The following is a 16,383-nucleotide window of genomic DNA, read 5'->3' on the forward strand; positions in this document are numbered from 1 at the left end:
TACTACCGGTTTCATGAATCGCTAAAGATTCGTGCGGTAAAAACCAAAGTAATTTCAAAACCCAAGCGGTCAACACAGTTTTATAAAAAAGTTCGTGGTTCATGGAAGAAAGATAAGATTTTTTTATATAAGTTTCGGTGTGATGATAGAGGTTATGAGACATAATTCAGGAGGCAGAAGAGAAGGGGGAATGCGGCAATTAACAAATGATTGGCGGCGATAACAAAAAAGCTAACGGAGGATTGCTGGTGGAGTTCCAAGAACGAACTATTCGACTATTGATTGTTATATTGTGCGGCGGCACACTTGAGTTGGATTTTGCTGTTTCTATGATAGAAACAAATTACATCTTCTTTTCTAACTTAAAGTTTGTTTGATGGAAGAAGCCGGATGGGGGTTGTTTGGTGGTTGAATGAGTTTATATCTCTGTGGGAAAGCTTGTGTGTGATAGAACTATGAACTTTGGGGAAAAATATTTTGAGGGATTGCAGTTCTGTTTGATGGAATGAGCGTTCTGTGGTAGAAGGAAGCCATTGGGTGGCGGGTCTAGTTCCCCACCCTACAATCAGGGCGGGGTGATTGTACTCACTAATACCTAACGTTAAACTGCATGTAACCATACCCTTCCTCCGCCAAAACAACGGTAACCCGACAGGAGCGATACGCCCACCGCCCTTACCCCCAAAATTCTCTTGCAATATCTTGATTCAATGTAAGAATTTCATGAACTTGGAATGAATTCCTATCTATGAAAAAAACATTCACTATATCTTTCCTCATCCTATTCACTTCTCCACTTTTTGCGGTCAATACCGTCATTCTTAAAAATGGAAAGACCCTAAAGGGCAAAGTTACGGATCAAAATGAAAGCGGACTCACAGTTCAAACTCCAGAAGGGCCACAAACCCTATCTAAATCTCAAATCCTAAAAGTTGTTTATAAAGACTTAAATGAACAAGAAGCAGAAAAAATTCGCATCGCAGAAGAAAAGAAACTAAAGGATAAAGAAGAGAAAGAAAAAGCAAAATTAGAAAAGGAACGTTTGATCGCTGAAGCCAAAGAACAAAAAAGATTAGAAGAAGAAGCCAAACTTGCAGAGCAAACCAAACTCACCGAAGAAAAAGATAAAGAAACCGAGGCCGAAAAAGAAGCCAAGGCAGAAGCAGAATGGTTAGCCACAAGAAAACTTGGCCCCTCACCGGCAGCATCTGAGTGTGGTGGTCGACTAGCTTTAATTTGGCGATCAGCACTCATTCCAGGATGGGGGCAACTTTGCGGTGGTTATTATACATCGGCAGGAACATTTAGCACAATGTTCTTTGGAACTTTATTTTATACTCTTGGTCCGCTTCGTACCGAAGAAAAAAACGCCCAATCACATTACGATACAATGATCCTTCTCAATCAGATTGTTGGGCCTGGAACAAGATTCAATGCTCAAAATATCAGCCTCCCCTCAGAATTATTTGCAGGAATCATTGAAACTTCTATTACTGATGATTTCATTGCCAAAAGCAAAGATAGTGCCAAAGCAGCCAATACCAAATACCTTGCAGGGCTTGGAACTGCTGGAATTATCTATATCACAAACTTAATCCATGCGTTTATGATTGGAACAGATCGTTATCCGGAACGTCCCAGTGTCACCACTGGAGGAAAACAAATCCGCGAGGGATTGGACTTCGATACAGGTTGGGACAAACCTTATACAATAACAGGAATTCGACCACAAACCAATTCAGTCTATGCGGAAGTCCGATATTCCATTCTGTTTTAAGGAGCTTCTAATGAAAAAATTAGTTTTAACAATCTTAGTTCTTATATTTTCCTTACAATGCAAAATATTTAAACCTTCTGACCTAGACCCTTCACAAGATTTAGGATCTTTACAAACATTACTTCGGTATCTCGCCTTGGCCGATGCATTCAATACCTGTAGCCAAACTGTTGCCTTTATGAAGTTTACCGATTCCAATGGAACACCATATAGCACGGGAACTGTTGAATATTCAGTTTTTAACGAAGCAGATGAAAATGGAATTCCAACCTCTCCCTATGGAGAAAATATTCAACCGTTGACTGTGACTTTAGATACGTCAGGTAGAGGTTTTTTATTTTTTAGCGAAAGAGGAATTGCGAATCTCACCGTTAAAAATTCAAGTAACGTAATTGTAGGAACAGCAAAATTTCGAATTTATAATGGGATCACCAAACAATCATTTTCGATCTTAAGCCAAACCGGAGCCACCCAAGTCATTCTTGAAGACTTAGCAAACTACCGTAATCGGATGGCATCATACGGTTCCCTTGTTCCACTCGGTTCTGCAAACGGTCGACAATTTCTTTACATCCAAACGCAAACTTCTTATATCTCTAGCACGGATAACGAAAACAGGGGTTATATAATTTCAAGTATTGATGGTGAAAATTATGACCAAGTCATTGCTATCGATGGCGTATCCATTAATACAAAAGGAGCAACGCAAAAATTATTAAAAATATCCCAACCAACTTTTGATGGAAATCAGTATGTGTTTTTCCTATCAGAACAAACAGATCTGTCAGGCACTTACACATCCAACAAAAATTTAGTCCTTCGAATTCCAACTTTTTCCACACCATCCTCAGTGACAGTAGAAACATTAGCACTTCCGACTAACTATAACTTGTTTACCCAAAATGATAATTCTTGGTTATACCCAGCACTCTATGTAGGGAATGGAAGATTTGTTGTAACTCCCTATTTTTCAACAAATTACCGTCCCACTCTAATTAGCTTTGATTCTATTACTACGAATGATTTAAATGCTGGATTTAGTTGTGCAATTGCAACACCAGAACGCCATTTTGCAGGATACCAAGTTTTTAATGACAATGGTAATGCTTATCTCCAATGTCCAACCTCTCTAACTTTAACAGTAAATCCATTACCGACTAGAACCATTCGAATGTCTGACCTTTCCATTAATATGATTAACTTCGATGCTACTGGCGTTAATTTCGAATCAAATGTATTCTCATACAAAGGTAAATTAATTGCATTGGCAAATGGTACTCCACCATACAATGGCTATACCTTCCCTACAGGTTCTTACTCCTTTTCTAATCCAACAATTTCAAGAAACTCTTCTCCCATTTCTGGAATTTCTACTTCGACTACGTCCACTGATTCGATATTAAGAGCTATCAAAGGATCTCTCAACTCTGATTATATGATTCTCTCCAACAATGCGTTATTTTCTGCTCCAACTCTAGTAATTTACAAATCAACAGATGCTTTTTCTAGTGCCACAACGGTTGGGTCAATTCCAACCTATTTCAGTTCACCCCTCTATAGTCTGGAGCAATTTCAATCTGCCAACGGTAAATTAAACTTAACCTGGAATATTTATGCAGGTACTGGCATTGACTCAAGACCTGTCTACCTCACTCATTTCACTAACGACGACGGAACTTGGGAAAGCCTACCACGATTAATCAAAATCCGATAACATTATCCACCTATCAATCAATAGGTGGATTAATCCAAAGCCAATATTATCCTTTCCAAATATTTACTTCGGAAAAGAAGTATTCTCTTTTAGGAAAGTATTCACCACTGATTCGTATTCGTCATAACGAAGGTCAATCGACTTACAATGTTTAGCCCCCCAATCAGTAACTAGTAATTGTTTTCGATTTGATTTTAAATTTTGAAAGATTTCTTCGGAATGAGATACGGGTGTGAATTCATCTGTTTTAGAATGAATGAGTAACACTGGTAAAACTATAGATTTTGCTGCCTTCTTAGGGGATACTTCATCCACAAGAAAGTCCGCCCGTAATTCTGCAATCGATAGGGCAATCGGAGATAAAAATAAAACTAGAGGTGAATATAAATCAACAGCTCTTTTTTCGACAATCGAACGCATATCCATATACGGGGAGTCCGCTATTACAAAAGCAAAATCATTTCGTCCTTCTGCATATTGCAAAGCCGTAGCAGCTCCAAAGGAAGCTCCCATAATTCCAATTTGTTCTTCGGGAACTGTGCTAATCTCAGAAAAAAATTCAATGGCGCGTTCTAGGTCTTGTTTTTCATAAAAACCGTATGTTCCGTGCTCTCCGGCACTTTCACCATGATGCCTCGCATCATAAGCAAACAAACTACAACCTCTTTTCCAAAACAGAGGCGCATACTTGAGGACACCGTAACGGGTTCTCGTATGCCCGTGAAGCAAAACGACCCCACATTTTTTCTTTTTTGGATTTTTGAAATACCAACCTCGAAGTCGTAAACTTCCATTTTGGAATCGAATGGATTCCGGTTCCGGAAGTCCAAAATCGGCAACGGATTCAATTTTTAATCTTGTTTTGTCTTCCTCTAAAGTTGTTACGGGAAAGGATACAATGGAAGATGAAAAATAGTAACCTGCACCTAGCAAAAAAAAGGTGAAAAAAATAATAAATGTACTGAGAATCTTTTTCATTAAAGGAAGCCTAGTTGGAAAAATCTAGGAGAGACCACAATCAGAAAAGCGAATTTTCCAAAATGTTCGATTTTAGTGCGAAAAAGAATTGCCTGCCTATGATCCTCCCCCCATTTCTAAAGGAAATCTATGAAACCATATTTAGCGTGCCTATCCCTCCTCCTAAGCCTTTCCTTTGCAAACTGTCGCACGATGGATGCTGCAATCCAATACCCTGATTCAGGAAAAGCGGATTTGGGAATTACCAAAGTAGCTATTTTACTTTTTGATATAGAAGAAGCGAAATGGGGTGACGAATTCACCGACGCCGTATCGTTACAAATTGCAAAAAATCTTCCCATCAAAGTCATCGAAAGGGAACAACTTTCCAAAGTTGTCAATGAACAAAGTTTTTCTAAAACAGGAATCATTGATACACAAACAGCCGTTCGTTTGGGAAAAGTATTAGGTGTTGATGCGCTCATATTTGGAAGAGGTTCTGCTCTCAAAAAGTATGATGAAAAAGGAAAACTTATCCCCAATCTCGTGGACACAGTTTCATTAAAAATAGTTCATATAGAATCGGGACATGTAATCGTAAATGCACGTAAAAAACCAGGTGCAGACTGGACTATAATCCGACTTTTGCAATATAGTTTGGGACTGGGACTTATTTGGAGTCGGGAAGACATTTTACTCTCTACTAGCGAATACGATTTCGTAGCAGAAAGTCTAGTGGGACGAATTGTATCCGAACTAAAGAAATAATCTATTTAAAATAAAGGACAAATAATGAAAATTAACATTGGAATCCCAGAAGAAGAAAGAAGTGCGATCTCAGAGTCTTTAAAAAAACTCTTAGCTGATACGTACACTTTGTATCAGAAAACACATAGTTACCATTGGAATGTTACAGGGCCTATGTTTCAAACTCTACATATTTTGTTTATGACTCAATACACAGAACTTTGGAATGCAATTGACCCTATTGCCGAAAGAATTCGATCCTTAGGTTATTATGCTCCTATGGGCGGGTGGGAATTCGCAAAATATTCTAGCATTTCCGAAGACAAAGAAGTTCCAAAGGCAACAGACATGATTAGAAGACTAGTGGAAGGTAATGAAGCAGTGATCCGCACAGCACGTGCCGCTTACGAACCTGCCGAAAAAGGAAATGACCAAGCCACCTTGGATCTACTCACACAACGTTTGGACATTCACGAAAAAACTGCTTGGATGTTACGTTCGTTACTCGAAGATTAAAAATTTGAACAGTAGTCAATTCTAGACTACTGTTCCTTAACCGCTTACAACCAACTCGGACTATTAACTTTTTTTGATAATTCCCAATCAATGAGCACAAGTCAGAACATAACCATCTTTAGAAATTAAAAATCCAGATCCAGTCCAACGTTTTTTCCCAAGTAAATCCTTGTTTTCAATCGAGATAGAAACTGTCCGCGAAACATAATTCGTAAAGATGTTTTGGTTGGGATTTTTGGAATCCAACTTACAAGAAAAACACAGAGATAAGATAAATGAAAAATAAAAAGGTAAAATTGCTTTCATAACGATAAACATCCGTTATGCGGTATTCTATTTCAAGAAATTAACGAAAGATCTTCTCTCAAAATTTCCAAATACTCTTTTTGATGAGTGAAGTGGATATAATGGCCGCCACCAGGAATGGTTTTAATGAGTAGATTGGAAAATTTTTTTTCAATCAAATCCAAGTCGTCTTTTGAAATATATTCCGAATTACCTCCAATCAAAAAAAGAGTTTTTGTTTTGGAAGATACAATTTCAGAAAAAACATCTTCAAACACTCGCCTTGCCTGATTTAGTCCTGCCACATTGAGTTTCCAACGATATTCTCCCGAATCCATACGTTCCAAACTCATCTGCAAAAATTGGCGAATGAATGTATCAGGTAAATACTTCGCCATCTCCGCATCAATACCGTTTCTGGATGAAAATCCATCCAAAGGAAAAGACATCGCCTGAATTTCTTTATCGTAAGCAAAAGGATAAGATCTGGGTGCGATGTCTTGGATGATGAGTTCCTTCAAAAATCCTGGATGGGTAAAATCAAAGTACATCGCAACAAGTCCACCCATAGAATGCCCAAGTAAAATTGGCTCTTTGATTTGATGATCGGATAAAAATTCTTCTAAATCCTCTGACATCAGTTTGATGGAATGTTCGTTTGTATGAGGAGATTCTCCATGATTTCTTTGGTCGAGTGTATAAACAGAACCAAAGTTTGAGAGATACTTTCCGACTGTGACCCAGTTTTTGGATGAACCAAATAACCCATGTAAGATAATGATATCACCGATTGATTTCTGGTTTTCGGAATTTACTTGGAAAGGATAGAGTTTGTAACTTAATTTCATTAAAACTTTCCTAAGAGTTCAGGTGACAGTTATCGAAAACATTCTTTTTTAAGAATTTGTAAATGAGGAAGGATTTGTTTTTTTTCTCTAGGCCCAATTTCCGATGCATATCGGATCATCTGATTAATTTCAGATTTAATTCCTTCACCCACCGGCACAAAACAAGGAATGGAATCTGGGTCTTTTGTCATCGATTGTAAATTGGAAACTATATCTTTAGTATACAAATTGATATAATTGCCATTAGGAAAAAGATAAATGTATCGAAGTTTTCCCTTTCTTATCTCTTCCAAACGACATTTTAAATCGGCTGCGCATTCTGCATTCGGCATACTTTCTGTTGCCAAATAACCTGCGTAATCCGAATGTTTGGTCTTAGGATAAGACTCCAGAAGTTTCCAAAAATAATTGGAATCTACATAGTATTTTCCAGAGTTATAATCATATAGTAACTTAGTTTGGTGGTGTTTTAAAAACTCGAGTGTTCCCGGATCATTATCTGGTTTGATTCCCTTTTCATTCATAAGATCCACTGTTTTTTTTAAGAAAAATCCAGCCTTGGCTCGTATAAAAATAAAATCATCTCCAGTAAATTTACCTGTCGAAGAAATTGCAAAAATTGTATCGGTAATCTCTTGTTTTGATGAAAAATCAATTTGATTAGAAAGAATCATCCGTTCTGCTTCAAATAACAAAGTTGGTAGGTATTGTTTTGGTGGAACAGAACGAACTACGGATCGTTTGATAAATCCAGAAAGACCATCTTCTAACTTTACAGGGATCCAATCTTCTTTGGGACTTTCCAGAGAATCCTTATCAAAAGAAACAGGTTCTCCAAATTTTAATTTGCGTAATACATCACTTTTTTGGTCAGCAAACAAATGCAAGTTGAGACCAATCACAGGAATGACAATTTGTGACTGCAAATCTCTTCGCAGAAGTTCGGAAGGTTTAATTTGTTTGGATTTTTCTCGGATGGTTGGAACTGATTCCAGGGAACCGGTCTTCAGTATAAAGACCATCAAAATAGAAAGAAAAGAAATACTAAAAAATCGAGAGCGAAAAATATTTTTCCTTCGCCAATTTACCATTAGATAAAAAAACAGAGCCCCTCTTCGAAGATATTTCGGCAAAGGGGCAGGTTTCATTTTACTTTTGTAAGTCCTCAACCATTTGTTTGATCCGAGCGACACCTTTTTCAATGTCCTTATCACCTAACGCATACGACAATCGAATGGCTTTGTCATCCCCGAAGGCAATGCCCGGCACCGCTGCGACATTGTATTTGTCGAGGAGCACATCACAAAATAGTTTTGAGTAAGAAGATTCTTTTTTCTCTGCGAGGAGTCTTTTGAACCCAGGAGTTGCGTAAACACCCGTGATGTAAGGGAAGGCGTAAAAAGCACCTTCTGGCATCCGGCATTCCACACCTGGGATCTCACGTAAAAGTCCCACGATCAGTTTACGGCGTTTGTCAAAAGCTTTGAGCATATCCGCAACGGGAGTTTGATCTCCCGAAAGTGCGGCCTCTGCTGCTGCTTGTGAAATGGAAGAAGCATTGCTTGTGGACTGGCCTTGCATGGTATCCATGTTTTTTATAATCTCTGGATTTCCTGCACCGTATCCAATCCTCCAACCTGTCATTGAGTATGCTTTGGACACTCCATTGATGACAAAGGTTTTTTCCTTCATTTTCTCGGAGATCATTGCAGGATTTACAAATTCCAATCCATCATAAATGATTTTTTCGTAGATATCATCCGAAACTGTAATGATATCTTTTGGTTCTAGTACCCTTACAAGTGCTTCGACATCCGCACGAGTGTAAGCCGCCCCCGTTGGATTGGAAGGGGAATTAAAAATAAATACCTTAGTTTTCGGAGTGATGGCTTTTTCCAATTGATCCGCTGTGATTTTAAATCCACTGGAAATATCAGTGGATACAATCACAGGAGTTCCTTCCGCCAAACGAACGATGTCCGCATAACTTACCCAATACGGTGCAGGAATGATGACTTCGTCTCCCGGATTTAAAGTTGCCATAAAAAAATTGTAAAGAACCTGTTTTCCACCTGTTCCCACAATGATTTGATTCTTTTCGTACTTTAATCCGTTTTCTGTTTCAAACTTACGAATGATGGCATCTTTTAAGGAAACCGTTCCACTCACAGGAGTGTATTTGGTTTTTCCTTGGTCCATTGCTTTTTTAGCAGCTTCTTTGATATGTGTCGGTGTATCAAAGTCAGGTTCCCCTGCTCCAAATCCAACCACATCAAGTCCACTCGCTTTCAACTGATTGGCTTTGGCAGTGATCGCGAGAGTGGGAGAAGGTTCTACGACATCCAGTCGTTTTGCTACAAGTTTCATTTTGTCCTCTATTTAGTGAGTGATTCCTCTGGAACTGTTTCTTTAAACTGATCCAAAGTATAAATTTCGTATTCATACCCTTGTTCGGTGAGGAAGAGTTGTCTGTTTTGACCAAACCTTTCTTCGTTAGTATCACGCGAAATTAACGAGTAAAAAATAGCGGTATTGTCTTGGGATTTCGGACGAAGGATTCGTCCTAGACGCTGCGCCTCTTCTTGTCTCGAACCAAAGGTTCCCGATACCTGGATGGCAATGTTTGCATCTGGTAAGTCGATAGAAAAGTTTGCCACCTTAGAAACCACAAGTTGTTTGATTTGTCCTGTACGGAAGGCTTGGTAGAGTTCTTGTCTTTCAGGAAGAGGAGTTTTTCCCGTAATCAAAGGAATTTTGAAAGTATTGGAAATCTCTTCTAACTGATTGATATACTGTCCAATCACCAAAATGTTGTTAGTGGAATGTTTTTTTAGGATATAACTAATCGCCCGAAGTTTTTCAGGATTTTCTGATGCCAAACGGAATTTTTCACGGTCATCCGCAACAGAATATTTCATACGAAGGTCATCTTCCATAGGAACACGAATCTCCACACAATTAGCTTCTGCAATCCAAGACTTTGCTTCAAGCTCCTTCCATGGTACATCGTATTTTTTAGGACCAATAAGTGAGAATACATCTTCTTCGAGTCCATCTTCACGCACAAGAGTTGCCGTAAGACCTAACCTACGTTTGGCTTGGAGTTCCGATGTCATACGGAAAACAGGAGCTGGTAATAAGTGAACCTCATCATACACAATCAGTCCCCAGTTGTTCGCACTGAAGATATGAAAATGTGTGAAGTCCCCACCTTTTTTCTTTCTATGAGTTAAGATGTTATAAGTAGCAATTGTTATGGGTTTAATTTCTTTCATCTCACCCGAATACTCACCAATATCAGACTCAGGGATATCTGTTTTGTCTAAAATTTCATTTCTCCACTGGCGAATGGACAAAGTGTTCGTTACAAGAATGAGAGTTTCTGCTCCAACAATTTGCATCACCCCCATACCCACGATGGTTTTTCCCGCACCGCAAGGTAATACAACCACACCCGATCCACCTTCGTTACGTCCACCGGCATGAAAGGCTTCGACCGATGCTCTTTGGTAGTCACGCATTCCGAATTTTATACCACTGATGGTAACAGGGCGTAAGTTAAATGGATATTTATTCCCTTCATCATAACCCGCAAGGTCTTCGACAGGGAAACCAATTTTGATTAACGCTTGTTTGATGTGACCACGATATTCTTTTTTAATACGAATTTTATCACCTTCCATTCCATCCACAAAGGGTTGAACCGCGCGGTTGTTTGCAATTTCTGTGATGAATCCTTTTTCGTTGGAAATGATATACAATTCCCCAGATTCTTCTTTTACCAGTTTTACTTTTCCGTAACGAGAGATTTGTTCTCTCACTTCATTCATTACGTTTTTAGGAACGGAATAACGTGCAAACTTAGTTAAACCTTCGATGATCTCATCTGCAGTCATTTTGATGGATGCGGCATTCCACAAAGACAGTGGAGAGATGCGGTAAGTATGCATATATTCCGGGCTTTTTTCAAGCTCTGCGAATTTGGCAATGAGGTCCCGACAGGCTTCAAATTCTGGGTTATCCACCTCAAGAAGCATTGTTTTATCACTTTGTACGGTGAGTGGTTTGGTCATGGTATTCCCTCTCAATTTAACCAGGCTGGGAAGAGAAACCGCCCTGTCAACTCATTTGATTTTAATAGATTTTCGAAGTGTTTTCGCCATGTTTTTCAGGCAAATCCAGAATATTTGGAACAAAGTTGAGTAGCGAACCGTCTAATTAAAGTTACTCTACGCCTTTTAAATTATTTTTTTTAGATTGACTGATTTTGTTTTTTATGGGCGTTCCCAATTGGATTTTTGTTTCCCACTCTCATTTTCCAAGGGTCAGGCTCACTCCGGGGTGCGCTTACGCTCCCGCCAGCTTCTCGTCGTTAGACGATACGCTGGCCTTACGCCCTACGGATCCTTAACGCTTCAAATAATCCCGTAAAATAGATTCATTGGCACCTGTTAGATGCATTCGGTCTGTGAGAAATTTTCGATATTCCCGGGCTCCCTTTTCTCCATGAAAAAGACCCAAAATATGCCTAAGGATATGGTGCACTTTTCCCTCTTTTTTTAGAGCCAACCGAATATAAGAGATTAGTTCTATTAGCACTTCTTCTCTCGAAGGAGGATTTTCCATGGAACCAAAGTAAAATTGATCCACTTCGTGAAACAAAAATGGATTGTCGTAGGCGGCCCGCCCTATCATCACTCCATCTACTTTCGCTAGGTGCTCTTTGATCTCTGTATGAGTTTTGATCCCCCCGTTGATAGTCATTGGTAATCCAGGAAAATCATTTTTTAGTTTATATACATCTGCGTATCGTAGCGGAGGAATTGTTCGATTTTCTTTCGGAGAAAGCCCCTCCAAAATAGCAATCCTTGCATGAACGATGATATGATCCACACCTGCTTCCTTAATTTTGGAAACAAAATGGAATAAATCTTCATAACTTTCTTTTCCATTCACACCAATTCGGTGTTTGACGGTGACAGGAACTTTTACTTTAGATTTGCAGGCCGCCACCATCTCTGCCACAAGTTCTGGTTCTTTCATCAGGCAAGCACCAAAACTTCCACTTTGCACCCGGTCCGATGGGCAACCAACGTTGAGATTGATTTCGTCATACCCATAATCTTCCCCGATTTTGGCACATTCAGCCAGAGCTTCTGGTGAATCTCCACCTAACTGGAGAGCTATGGGATGTTCTTCTTTTGAAAAGTCTAAGTATCTGTGATTGTCTTTTCCACGAAGGATGGCACCTGTGGTCACCATCTCCGTATAAAGTAATGCGTGTTTGGAGATAAGCCGGATAAAAAAGCGGAAATGTCTGTCCGTCCAGTCCATCATCGGAGCAACAGATATGCGATACGATGGAACGGGACTTGTCAAAAATATTCTCCTATGCTTCTTGTGGGTGTTCCTCTCTGGATGGAAGGCTTAAAACCGAAGCGATTTCTGTCGGAACCCCTCTATGGATCTCTTCAGAAGCAATTACTGCAAAGTTCCTGGGGGGTAGTTCCTTTGTCAAAAAGAATGCAAACGCTTGTCTGAGGTATCTAGAAACCACAAAAATCAGGAATCTGTTTTCATCCAATGCCTTTTGTAATTCGTTATAAACTGACTCCAAAATTCTCACACGAACATCATGAGGAAGGATGATGAGTTTACTTCCATCCGTTTCATCTAGAGTGATACTTTTATTCATACGATCAATGATCCTTGGATCAATGGTCACCACATGTAACTTTCCATCAGGAGAAAGGAAGTCATTGATGATTTGGCGAGACAATGCTTGCCTTACATGTTCTGCCAAATCAAACGGATTGTTAGTGCGTGTGAGATGATTTGCAATGGCATCCATAATTTTGGGAAGGTTTTTAATGGAAAGTCCCTCTGCCAAAAGATTCTGTAAGGTTTGTTGGATGATCCCAAGACGACCTTGTTTATCATAATCCAATTCACCCACAAGAGTGGGATGAGTTTGTCGTAAATGTTCGAGAAGTGCCTTCACCTCTTCTCTTCCGAGAAGCTGTGATGCATAATTAGAAATTAATTCTTTCAAATGAGTGATGATGACAGTGGAAGGATCCACCACCGAATAACCCTTGTTCTCTACTTCAATTTTATCATTTGGATCAATCCAGGTTGCTTTCAAACCAAATGCAGGTTCCGTAAATGGTTCTCCAATGATGGCTTCCAAATTCCTGGAAGTATTGTTCATGGCCATCAAACGATCTGCTTTCACTGCAGATTGACCAACAACCACTCCGTTGATACGAATGCTATAGTTATCATGAGGGATTTCTAAATTGTCTATGATCCGAATGGCTGGGATCACAAGCCCAAAATCAATGGCAAATTTTTTACGAGTGTTAGCAATTTGTTCGAGTAAATGCCCACCAGATGAAGCATCCACTAACGGAAGTAAATCGCGACCAAGCTCTACTTGAATGGCTTCTACAGAAATTTCTTTGATATAGTTTTCTGGTTTTTTCTCTTGGACTTTTTCCTGGGTAACGTTTTCAATTTTTTTGATTTCTTCTTTTGCTACTTTTTCTATGGAATAACCCAAATACCCAATCGCACCAGCTAAAAAGAGGAGAGAGAAAAAGGGAAGTCCAGGAATGAGACTTGCCATTCCAAGAGCGCCCGCAACGACATACAATGTTTTTGCATTTCCAAAAAGTTGGTCTTTGATCTCCACAGTCAGTTTCTTTTCTGAACTGGATCTTGTAACAATGATACCAGTGGCAGTTGTAGAAAGTAGACCTGGAATTTGGGAAACAAGTCCATCTCCAATCGTAAACTTTCCATAAGTTTCAATGGATGCGAGAAAGGATTCCCCACGAATGGTAGAACCAATAAGAATCCCTCCAATCAAATTGATTGCCGTGATGATAAGCCCTGCTCTTACATCCCCTTGTACGAACTTGGATGCTCCATCCATAGCCCCATAAAAATCAACTTCGCGTTGGACTTTTTTTCGTTTTACCTTGGCCTCTGCTTCGGTAATTGCCCCACTGTTTAGTTCCATATCAATGGACATTTGTTTTTGCGGCAATCCATCGAGTGTAAACCTTGCTGCCACTTCCGAGATCCGAGTCGCACCTTTTGTGATGACTAACACCTGTACAATGGTTAAGATAATAAAGATAATGAGCCCCACAACATACTTACCAAGTCCCGATTCTCCACCCACAACAAAGGTTCCGAAGGCTTCAATGACACTAGAGTTCATTGCAGGACCTTTGGATAAAATCTGTCTTGTCGTCGAAACGTTGAGCGCTAACCGAAACAAGGTAGTAATTAGTAATAAACTTGGGAAAATGGAAAACTCACTTGGTTCAGTTACTGATAGCGCTGTCATGAGTATTAGAAGTCCAAGCCCAATACTCACAACAATTAGAACGTCTAAGATAAACCCTGGCAAAGGGACAATGAGCATTGCCAGAATCATTAGTGTTCCCACACCTAAAACTAAATCGGATTGTTTGAGTATGTCTCTAAAGTTCATTCGCTTATCCCATTCCTACTTTTTTTCTAAACTTTTCAAGAGTGATGAGGATTTGCACCACTGCATTGAAGAACTCTTGCGGTATTTCCTGACCCACTTCAACCTGCGCATACAAAAGACGAGCTTGTTTGGGACTTTCTACTATAGGAACATCGTTTTCACGAGCAATCCTTCTTATTTCGAGTGCTAGGCGGTTTTCACCTTTAGCAATCACACGAGGCGCAGAGTCTCTTCCCATCTCATAAGATAATGCCACAGAATAATGTGTGGGATTGGTAATGACAACGTCAGCTTTCGGGACTTCACGTAACATATTGCCTTGCATCATGTCACGAGCCAGTTGCATCCTACGATTTTTCATCACAGGATCTCCGGAATCTTCCTTCATCTCTCGTTTGGCTTCCGAAGGAGTTTGTTTGAGTGAATCTTCAAATTCCGATTTTTGAAAATAAAAATCTGCGACGGCAATCCCAAGTAACAAAAGTCCGGCGGCCATCATAATCTTAAATCCAGAGTAAGTAATGAGTGAGATGGCCTGCATCATCCCCATATTCCCTGTCAAAAGTACTTTGAGAAAATCTCCAGAAATTAATATGTAACTGATGACACCGATCATCACAACCTTAGCCAAAGACTTAAGCAAATTAAACAATGTTTGGCGGTTAGGCAATACCCTTTTAAAATTGGGTTTAATCCGATCAAACCGAAACGCTAAGGCACGAGGTGAAAACATAAATCCAACTTGAACCACATTTCCCACAACGGCAAAAACAAGGGTAATCGCAAGAACAGGCCAAAGAAGATTAAAAAAATCACGAGAAACACCGGAAAGAATCACCCGGAACTCTTCTGCTCCAAACCTGTCTAGTTTCATACCCATAGGAAGGTATTTTTTAATAAAAATGGCAGTATTACGAATAAATGTATCACCCAAAATAAAAAGAACACCCGTCCCACCTAACAAAACCAAAGTGGATGCCACTTCATTGGATTTAGGAACGTTACCCTTTTCTTTTTCTTCTCGCCTACGCCTTTCACTCGGCGGCTCGGTTCTCCCTTCATCCGCTGCGGCAAAAAGTTGGAGTTGGATTTCATAGTATCCAGTAGCCAAACGAGTATCAGCTAACAAAACTTCTGTTTGTACGTTTGGTTTGAAAAAAAATAGGTTCAAACCAAGATCACCAAACAATGATTTGATCCAAGAACCAAACTCGGTGTTCTCAAAAGCAAATACAATCCGCATCCAATCTTTCATAGTTCTGGCCACTCCCGGATGAGTAAACTGGCCTTATCCATAGAAATTTGAATCCCTTGCACCATTTGTGTGGCAATGAAAGTGAGAGTCGCAATGAGAGTCAGTGTTCCAATAAAAACTTTGAGTGGAAAAGACATGGACATCACATTCATTTGTTGAGCAGCTTTACCCATAAGGCCTTCTGCTAACGAAACCAAAAATAATATCCCCATCACAGGAAGAGCAATTTTAAACGAAACCACAAACATGGCTCCAATTGCATCTTCGATGAGTTTGTATAAACCAGCATTTACTTTAGCTGTAAAAGAAATGATTCGAATTTTTTCAAAAGAATAAGCCAAAGTTTCGATAAGGAACCGATGAGCCCCAATCACAAGAAAAAGTGCCGTTGCCATAAGGTTTTTCATTGTACCAATGGCAGGAAGTGAGTTTTGTGTGACTGGATCTAAAATTTCCGTATACCCAAATCCAATTTGATTGTTAAAAAATTCTCCAGCCATTTGAAAGGCAGCAAACACAAGTGATACGAGAAATCCAAGAAAGATACCGATTAACATTTCTGAGATGATCAGAATTCCAAAGTTTACCATATGGCCGGGAACAGGCGGCATATACGTTGCGACAACAGGATAAACAATGAGAGAAACCATAAAAGAAAAAATCATCCGAAGTGAAAAATTGATCGATTCGGAAGAAAAAAATGGTGCTACAAGGAAAAGTCCGAGCAGTCGAACTAAAACAAAAAGAAAAGATTGAAAGTGTAAAACAAATGCTTCCATA

At 39.5% G+C, this 16,383-nt stretch carries 15 protein-coding genes; 5 read left to right on the forward strand and 10 right to left on the reverse strand.

The features are described 5' to 3' along the window. Nucleotides 1–206 precede the first annotated feature (206 nt). The 3 genes from EHQ24_RS19255 to EHQ24_RS15245 all read left to right on the forward strand — a co-directional run bounded on the left by EHQ24_RS19255 (nucleotide 207) and on the right by EHQ24_RS15245 (nucleotide 3,491). The gene (locus tag EHQ24_RS19255) at nucleotides 207–377 is read left to right on the forward strand and encodes a hypothetical protein (protein ID WP_167483089.1); all 171 of its coding nucleotides are present in this window, start codon (nucleotides 207–209) and stop codon (nucleotides 375–377) included. Nucleotides 378–748: 371 nt separating this feature from the next. Further along, entirely contained in the window at nucleotides 749–1,777 is a 1,029-nt protein-coding gene (locus EHQ24_RS15240) for an LA_0442/LA_0875 N-terminal domain-containing protein (protein ID WP_135602498.1), read from the forward strand. 10 nt (nucleotides 1,778–1,787) lie between these two features. Then, on the forward strand, nucleotides 1,788–3,491 hold the full coding sequence (locus EHQ24_RS15245) for a hypothetical protein (protein ID WP_135602499.1): 1,704 nt from the start codon (nucleotides 1,788–1,790) through the stop codon (nucleotides 3,489–3,491). A 63-nt stretch (nucleotides 3,492–3,554) separates the two neighbouring features. Here EHQ24_RS15245 and EHQ24_RS15250 read toward each other — a convergent pair whose 3' ends face one another. Continuing rightward, the gene (locus tag EHQ24_RS15250) at nucleotides 3,555–4,469 is read right to left on the reverse strand and encodes an alpha/beta hydrolase (RefSeq protein WP_135602500.1); all 915 of its coding nucleotides are present in this window, start codon (nucleotides 4,467–4,469) and stop codon (nucleotides 3,555–3,557) included. 129 nt (nucleotides 4,470–4,598) lie between these two features. On the opposite strand from EHQ24_RS15250, the gene EHQ24_RS15255 reads away from it, so the two are divergent. Continuing rightward, nucleotides 4,599–5,216, forward strand: a complete 618-nt coding sequence (locus tag EHQ24_RS15255; protein WP_244310464.1) for a CsgG/HfaB family protein — start codon at nucleotides 4,599–4,601, stop codon at nucleotides 5,214–5,216. 21 nt (nucleotides 5,217–5,237) lie between these two features. After that, complete coding sequence (locus EHQ24_RS15260) at nucleotides 5,238–5,711, forward strand: Dps family protein (protein WP_279632388.1); 474 nt, start codon at nucleotides 5,238–5,240, stop codon at nucleotides 5,709–5,711. Nucleotides 5,712–5,798: 87 nt separating this feature from the next. Here EHQ24_RS15260 and EHQ24_RS15265 read toward each other — a convergent pair whose 3' ends face one another. The 9 genes from EHQ24_RS15265 to fliR form a co-directional block, all read right to left on the reverse strand. Continuing rightward, nucleotides 5,799–6,017 (reverse strand): trypsin-like peptidase domain-containing protein, encoded by a 219-nt coding sequence (locus EHQ24_RS15265; RefSeq protein ID WP_135602502.1) that lies wholly within the window; start codon nucleotides 6,015–6,017, stop codon nucleotides 5,799–5,801. A 32-nt stretch (nucleotides 6,018–6,049) separates the two neighbouring features. Further along, complete coding sequence (locus tag EHQ24_RS15270; RefSeq protein ID WP_135602503.1) at nucleotides 6,050–6,844, reverse strand: alpha/beta fold hydrolase; 795 nt, start codon at nucleotides 6,842–6,844, stop codon at nucleotides 6,050–6,052. 29 nt (nucleotides 6,845–6,873) lie between these two features. Next, complete coding sequence (locus EHQ24_RS15275; protein ID WP_244310465.1) at nucleotides 6,874–7,770, reverse strand: SH3 domain-containing protein; 897 nt, start codon at nucleotides 7,768–7,770, stop codon at nucleotides 6,874–6,876. A 223-nt stretch (nucleotides 7,771–7,993) separates the two neighbouring features. Continuing rightward, nucleotides 7,994–9,211: a pyridoxal phosphate-dependent aminotransferase gene (locus EHQ24_RS15280; protein ID WP_135602504.1), complete on the reverse strand. Its 1,218-nt coding sequence runs from the start codon at nucleotides 9,209–9,211 to the stop codon at nucleotides 7,994–7,996. Nucleotides 9,212–9,219: 8 nt separating this feature from the next. Beyond that, a complete protein-coding gene (locus tag EHQ24_RS15285) occupies nucleotides 9,220–10,917 on the reverse strand; it encodes a DNA repair helicase XPB (protein ID WP_135602505.1) in 1,698 nt (565 codons plus the stop codon). A 334-nt stretch (nucleotides 10,918–11,251) separates the two neighbouring features. Further along, entirely contained in the window at nucleotides 11,252–12,223 is a 972-nt protein-coding gene (gene dusA / locus EHQ24_RS15290) for a tRNA dihydrouridine(20/20a) synthase DusA (RefSeq protein WP_135602506.1), read from the reverse strand. A gap of 10 nt (nucleotides 12,224–12,233) precedes the next feature. Continuing rightward, entirely contained in the window at nucleotides 12,234–14,348 is a 2,115-nt protein-coding gene (locus EHQ24_RS15295) for a flagellar biosynthesis protein FlhA (protein WP_135602507.1), read from the reverse strand. A 4-nt stretch (nucleotides 14,349–14,352) separates the two neighbouring features. Then, entirely contained in the window at nucleotides 14,353–15,603 is a 1,251-nt protein-coding gene (locus EHQ24_RS15300) for an EscU/YscU/HrcU family type III secretion system export apparatus switch protein (RefSeq protein WP_244310466.1), read from the reverse strand. Then, entirely contained in the window at nucleotides 15,600–16,382 is a 783-nt protein-coding gene (gene fliR / locus EHQ24_RS15305) for a flagellar biosynthetic protein FliR (protein ID WP_135602508.1), read from the reverse strand. Before fliR ends, EHQ24_RS15300 begins: the two co-directional genes overlap by 4 nt. Nucleotide 16,383 lies beyond the last annotated feature (1 nt).

This window comes from Leptospira noumeaensis, assembly GCF_004770765.1.
Classification (GTDB): Bacteria; Spirochaetota; Leptospiria; order Leptospirales; family Leptospiraceae; genus Leptospira_A; species Leptospira_A noumeaensis.

Coding starts and splice junctions, on each gene's coding strand:
- EHQ24_RS15285 (WP_135602505.1), bottom strand. CDS start 10,917: ATGACCAAACCACTCACCGTACAAAGTGATAAAACAATGCTTCTTGAG.
- EHQ24_RS15270 (WP_135602503.1), bottom strand. CDS start 6,844: ATGAAATTAAGTTACAAACTCTATCCTTTCCAAGTAAATTCCGAAAAC.
- EHQ24_RS15250 (WP_135602500.1), bottom strand. CDS start 4,469: ATGAAAAAGATTCTCAGTACATTTATTATTTTTTTCACCTTTTTTTTG.
- fliR (WP_135602508.1), bottom strand. CDS start 16,382: ATGGAAGCATTTGTTTTACACTTTCAATCTTTTCTTTTTGTTTTAGTT.
- EHQ24_RS15280 (WP_135602504.1), bottom strand. CDS start 9,211: ATGAAACTTGTAGCAAAACGACTGGATGTCGTAGAACCTTCTCCCACT.
- EHQ24_RS15255 (WP_244310464.1), top strand. CDS start 4,599: ATGAAACCATATTTAGCGTGCCTATCCCTCCTCCTAAGCCTTTCCTTT.
- EHQ24_RS15295 (WP_135602507.1), bottom strand. CDS start 14,348: ATGAACTTTAGAGACATACTCAAACAATCCGATTTAGTTTTAGGTGTG.
- EHQ24_RS19255 (WP_167483089.1), top strand. CDS start 207: ATGATTGGCGGCGATAACAAAAAAGCTAACGGAGGATTGCTGGTGGAG.
- EHQ24_RS15240 (WP_135602498.1), top strand. CDS start 749: ATGAAAAAAACATTCACTATATCTTTCCTCATCCTATTCACTTCTCCA.
- EHQ24_RS15300 (WP_244310466.1), bottom strand. CDS start 15,603: ATGAAAGATTGGATGCGGATTGTATTTGCTTTTGAGAACACCGAGTTT.
- EHQ24_RS15265 (WP_135602502.1), bottom strand. CDS start 6,017: ATGAAAGCAATTTTACCTTTTTATTTTTCATTTATCTTATCTCTGTGT.
- EHQ24_RS15245 (WP_135602499.1), top strand. CDS start 1,788: ATGAAAAAATTAGTTTTAACAATCTTAGTTCTTATATTTTCCTTACAA.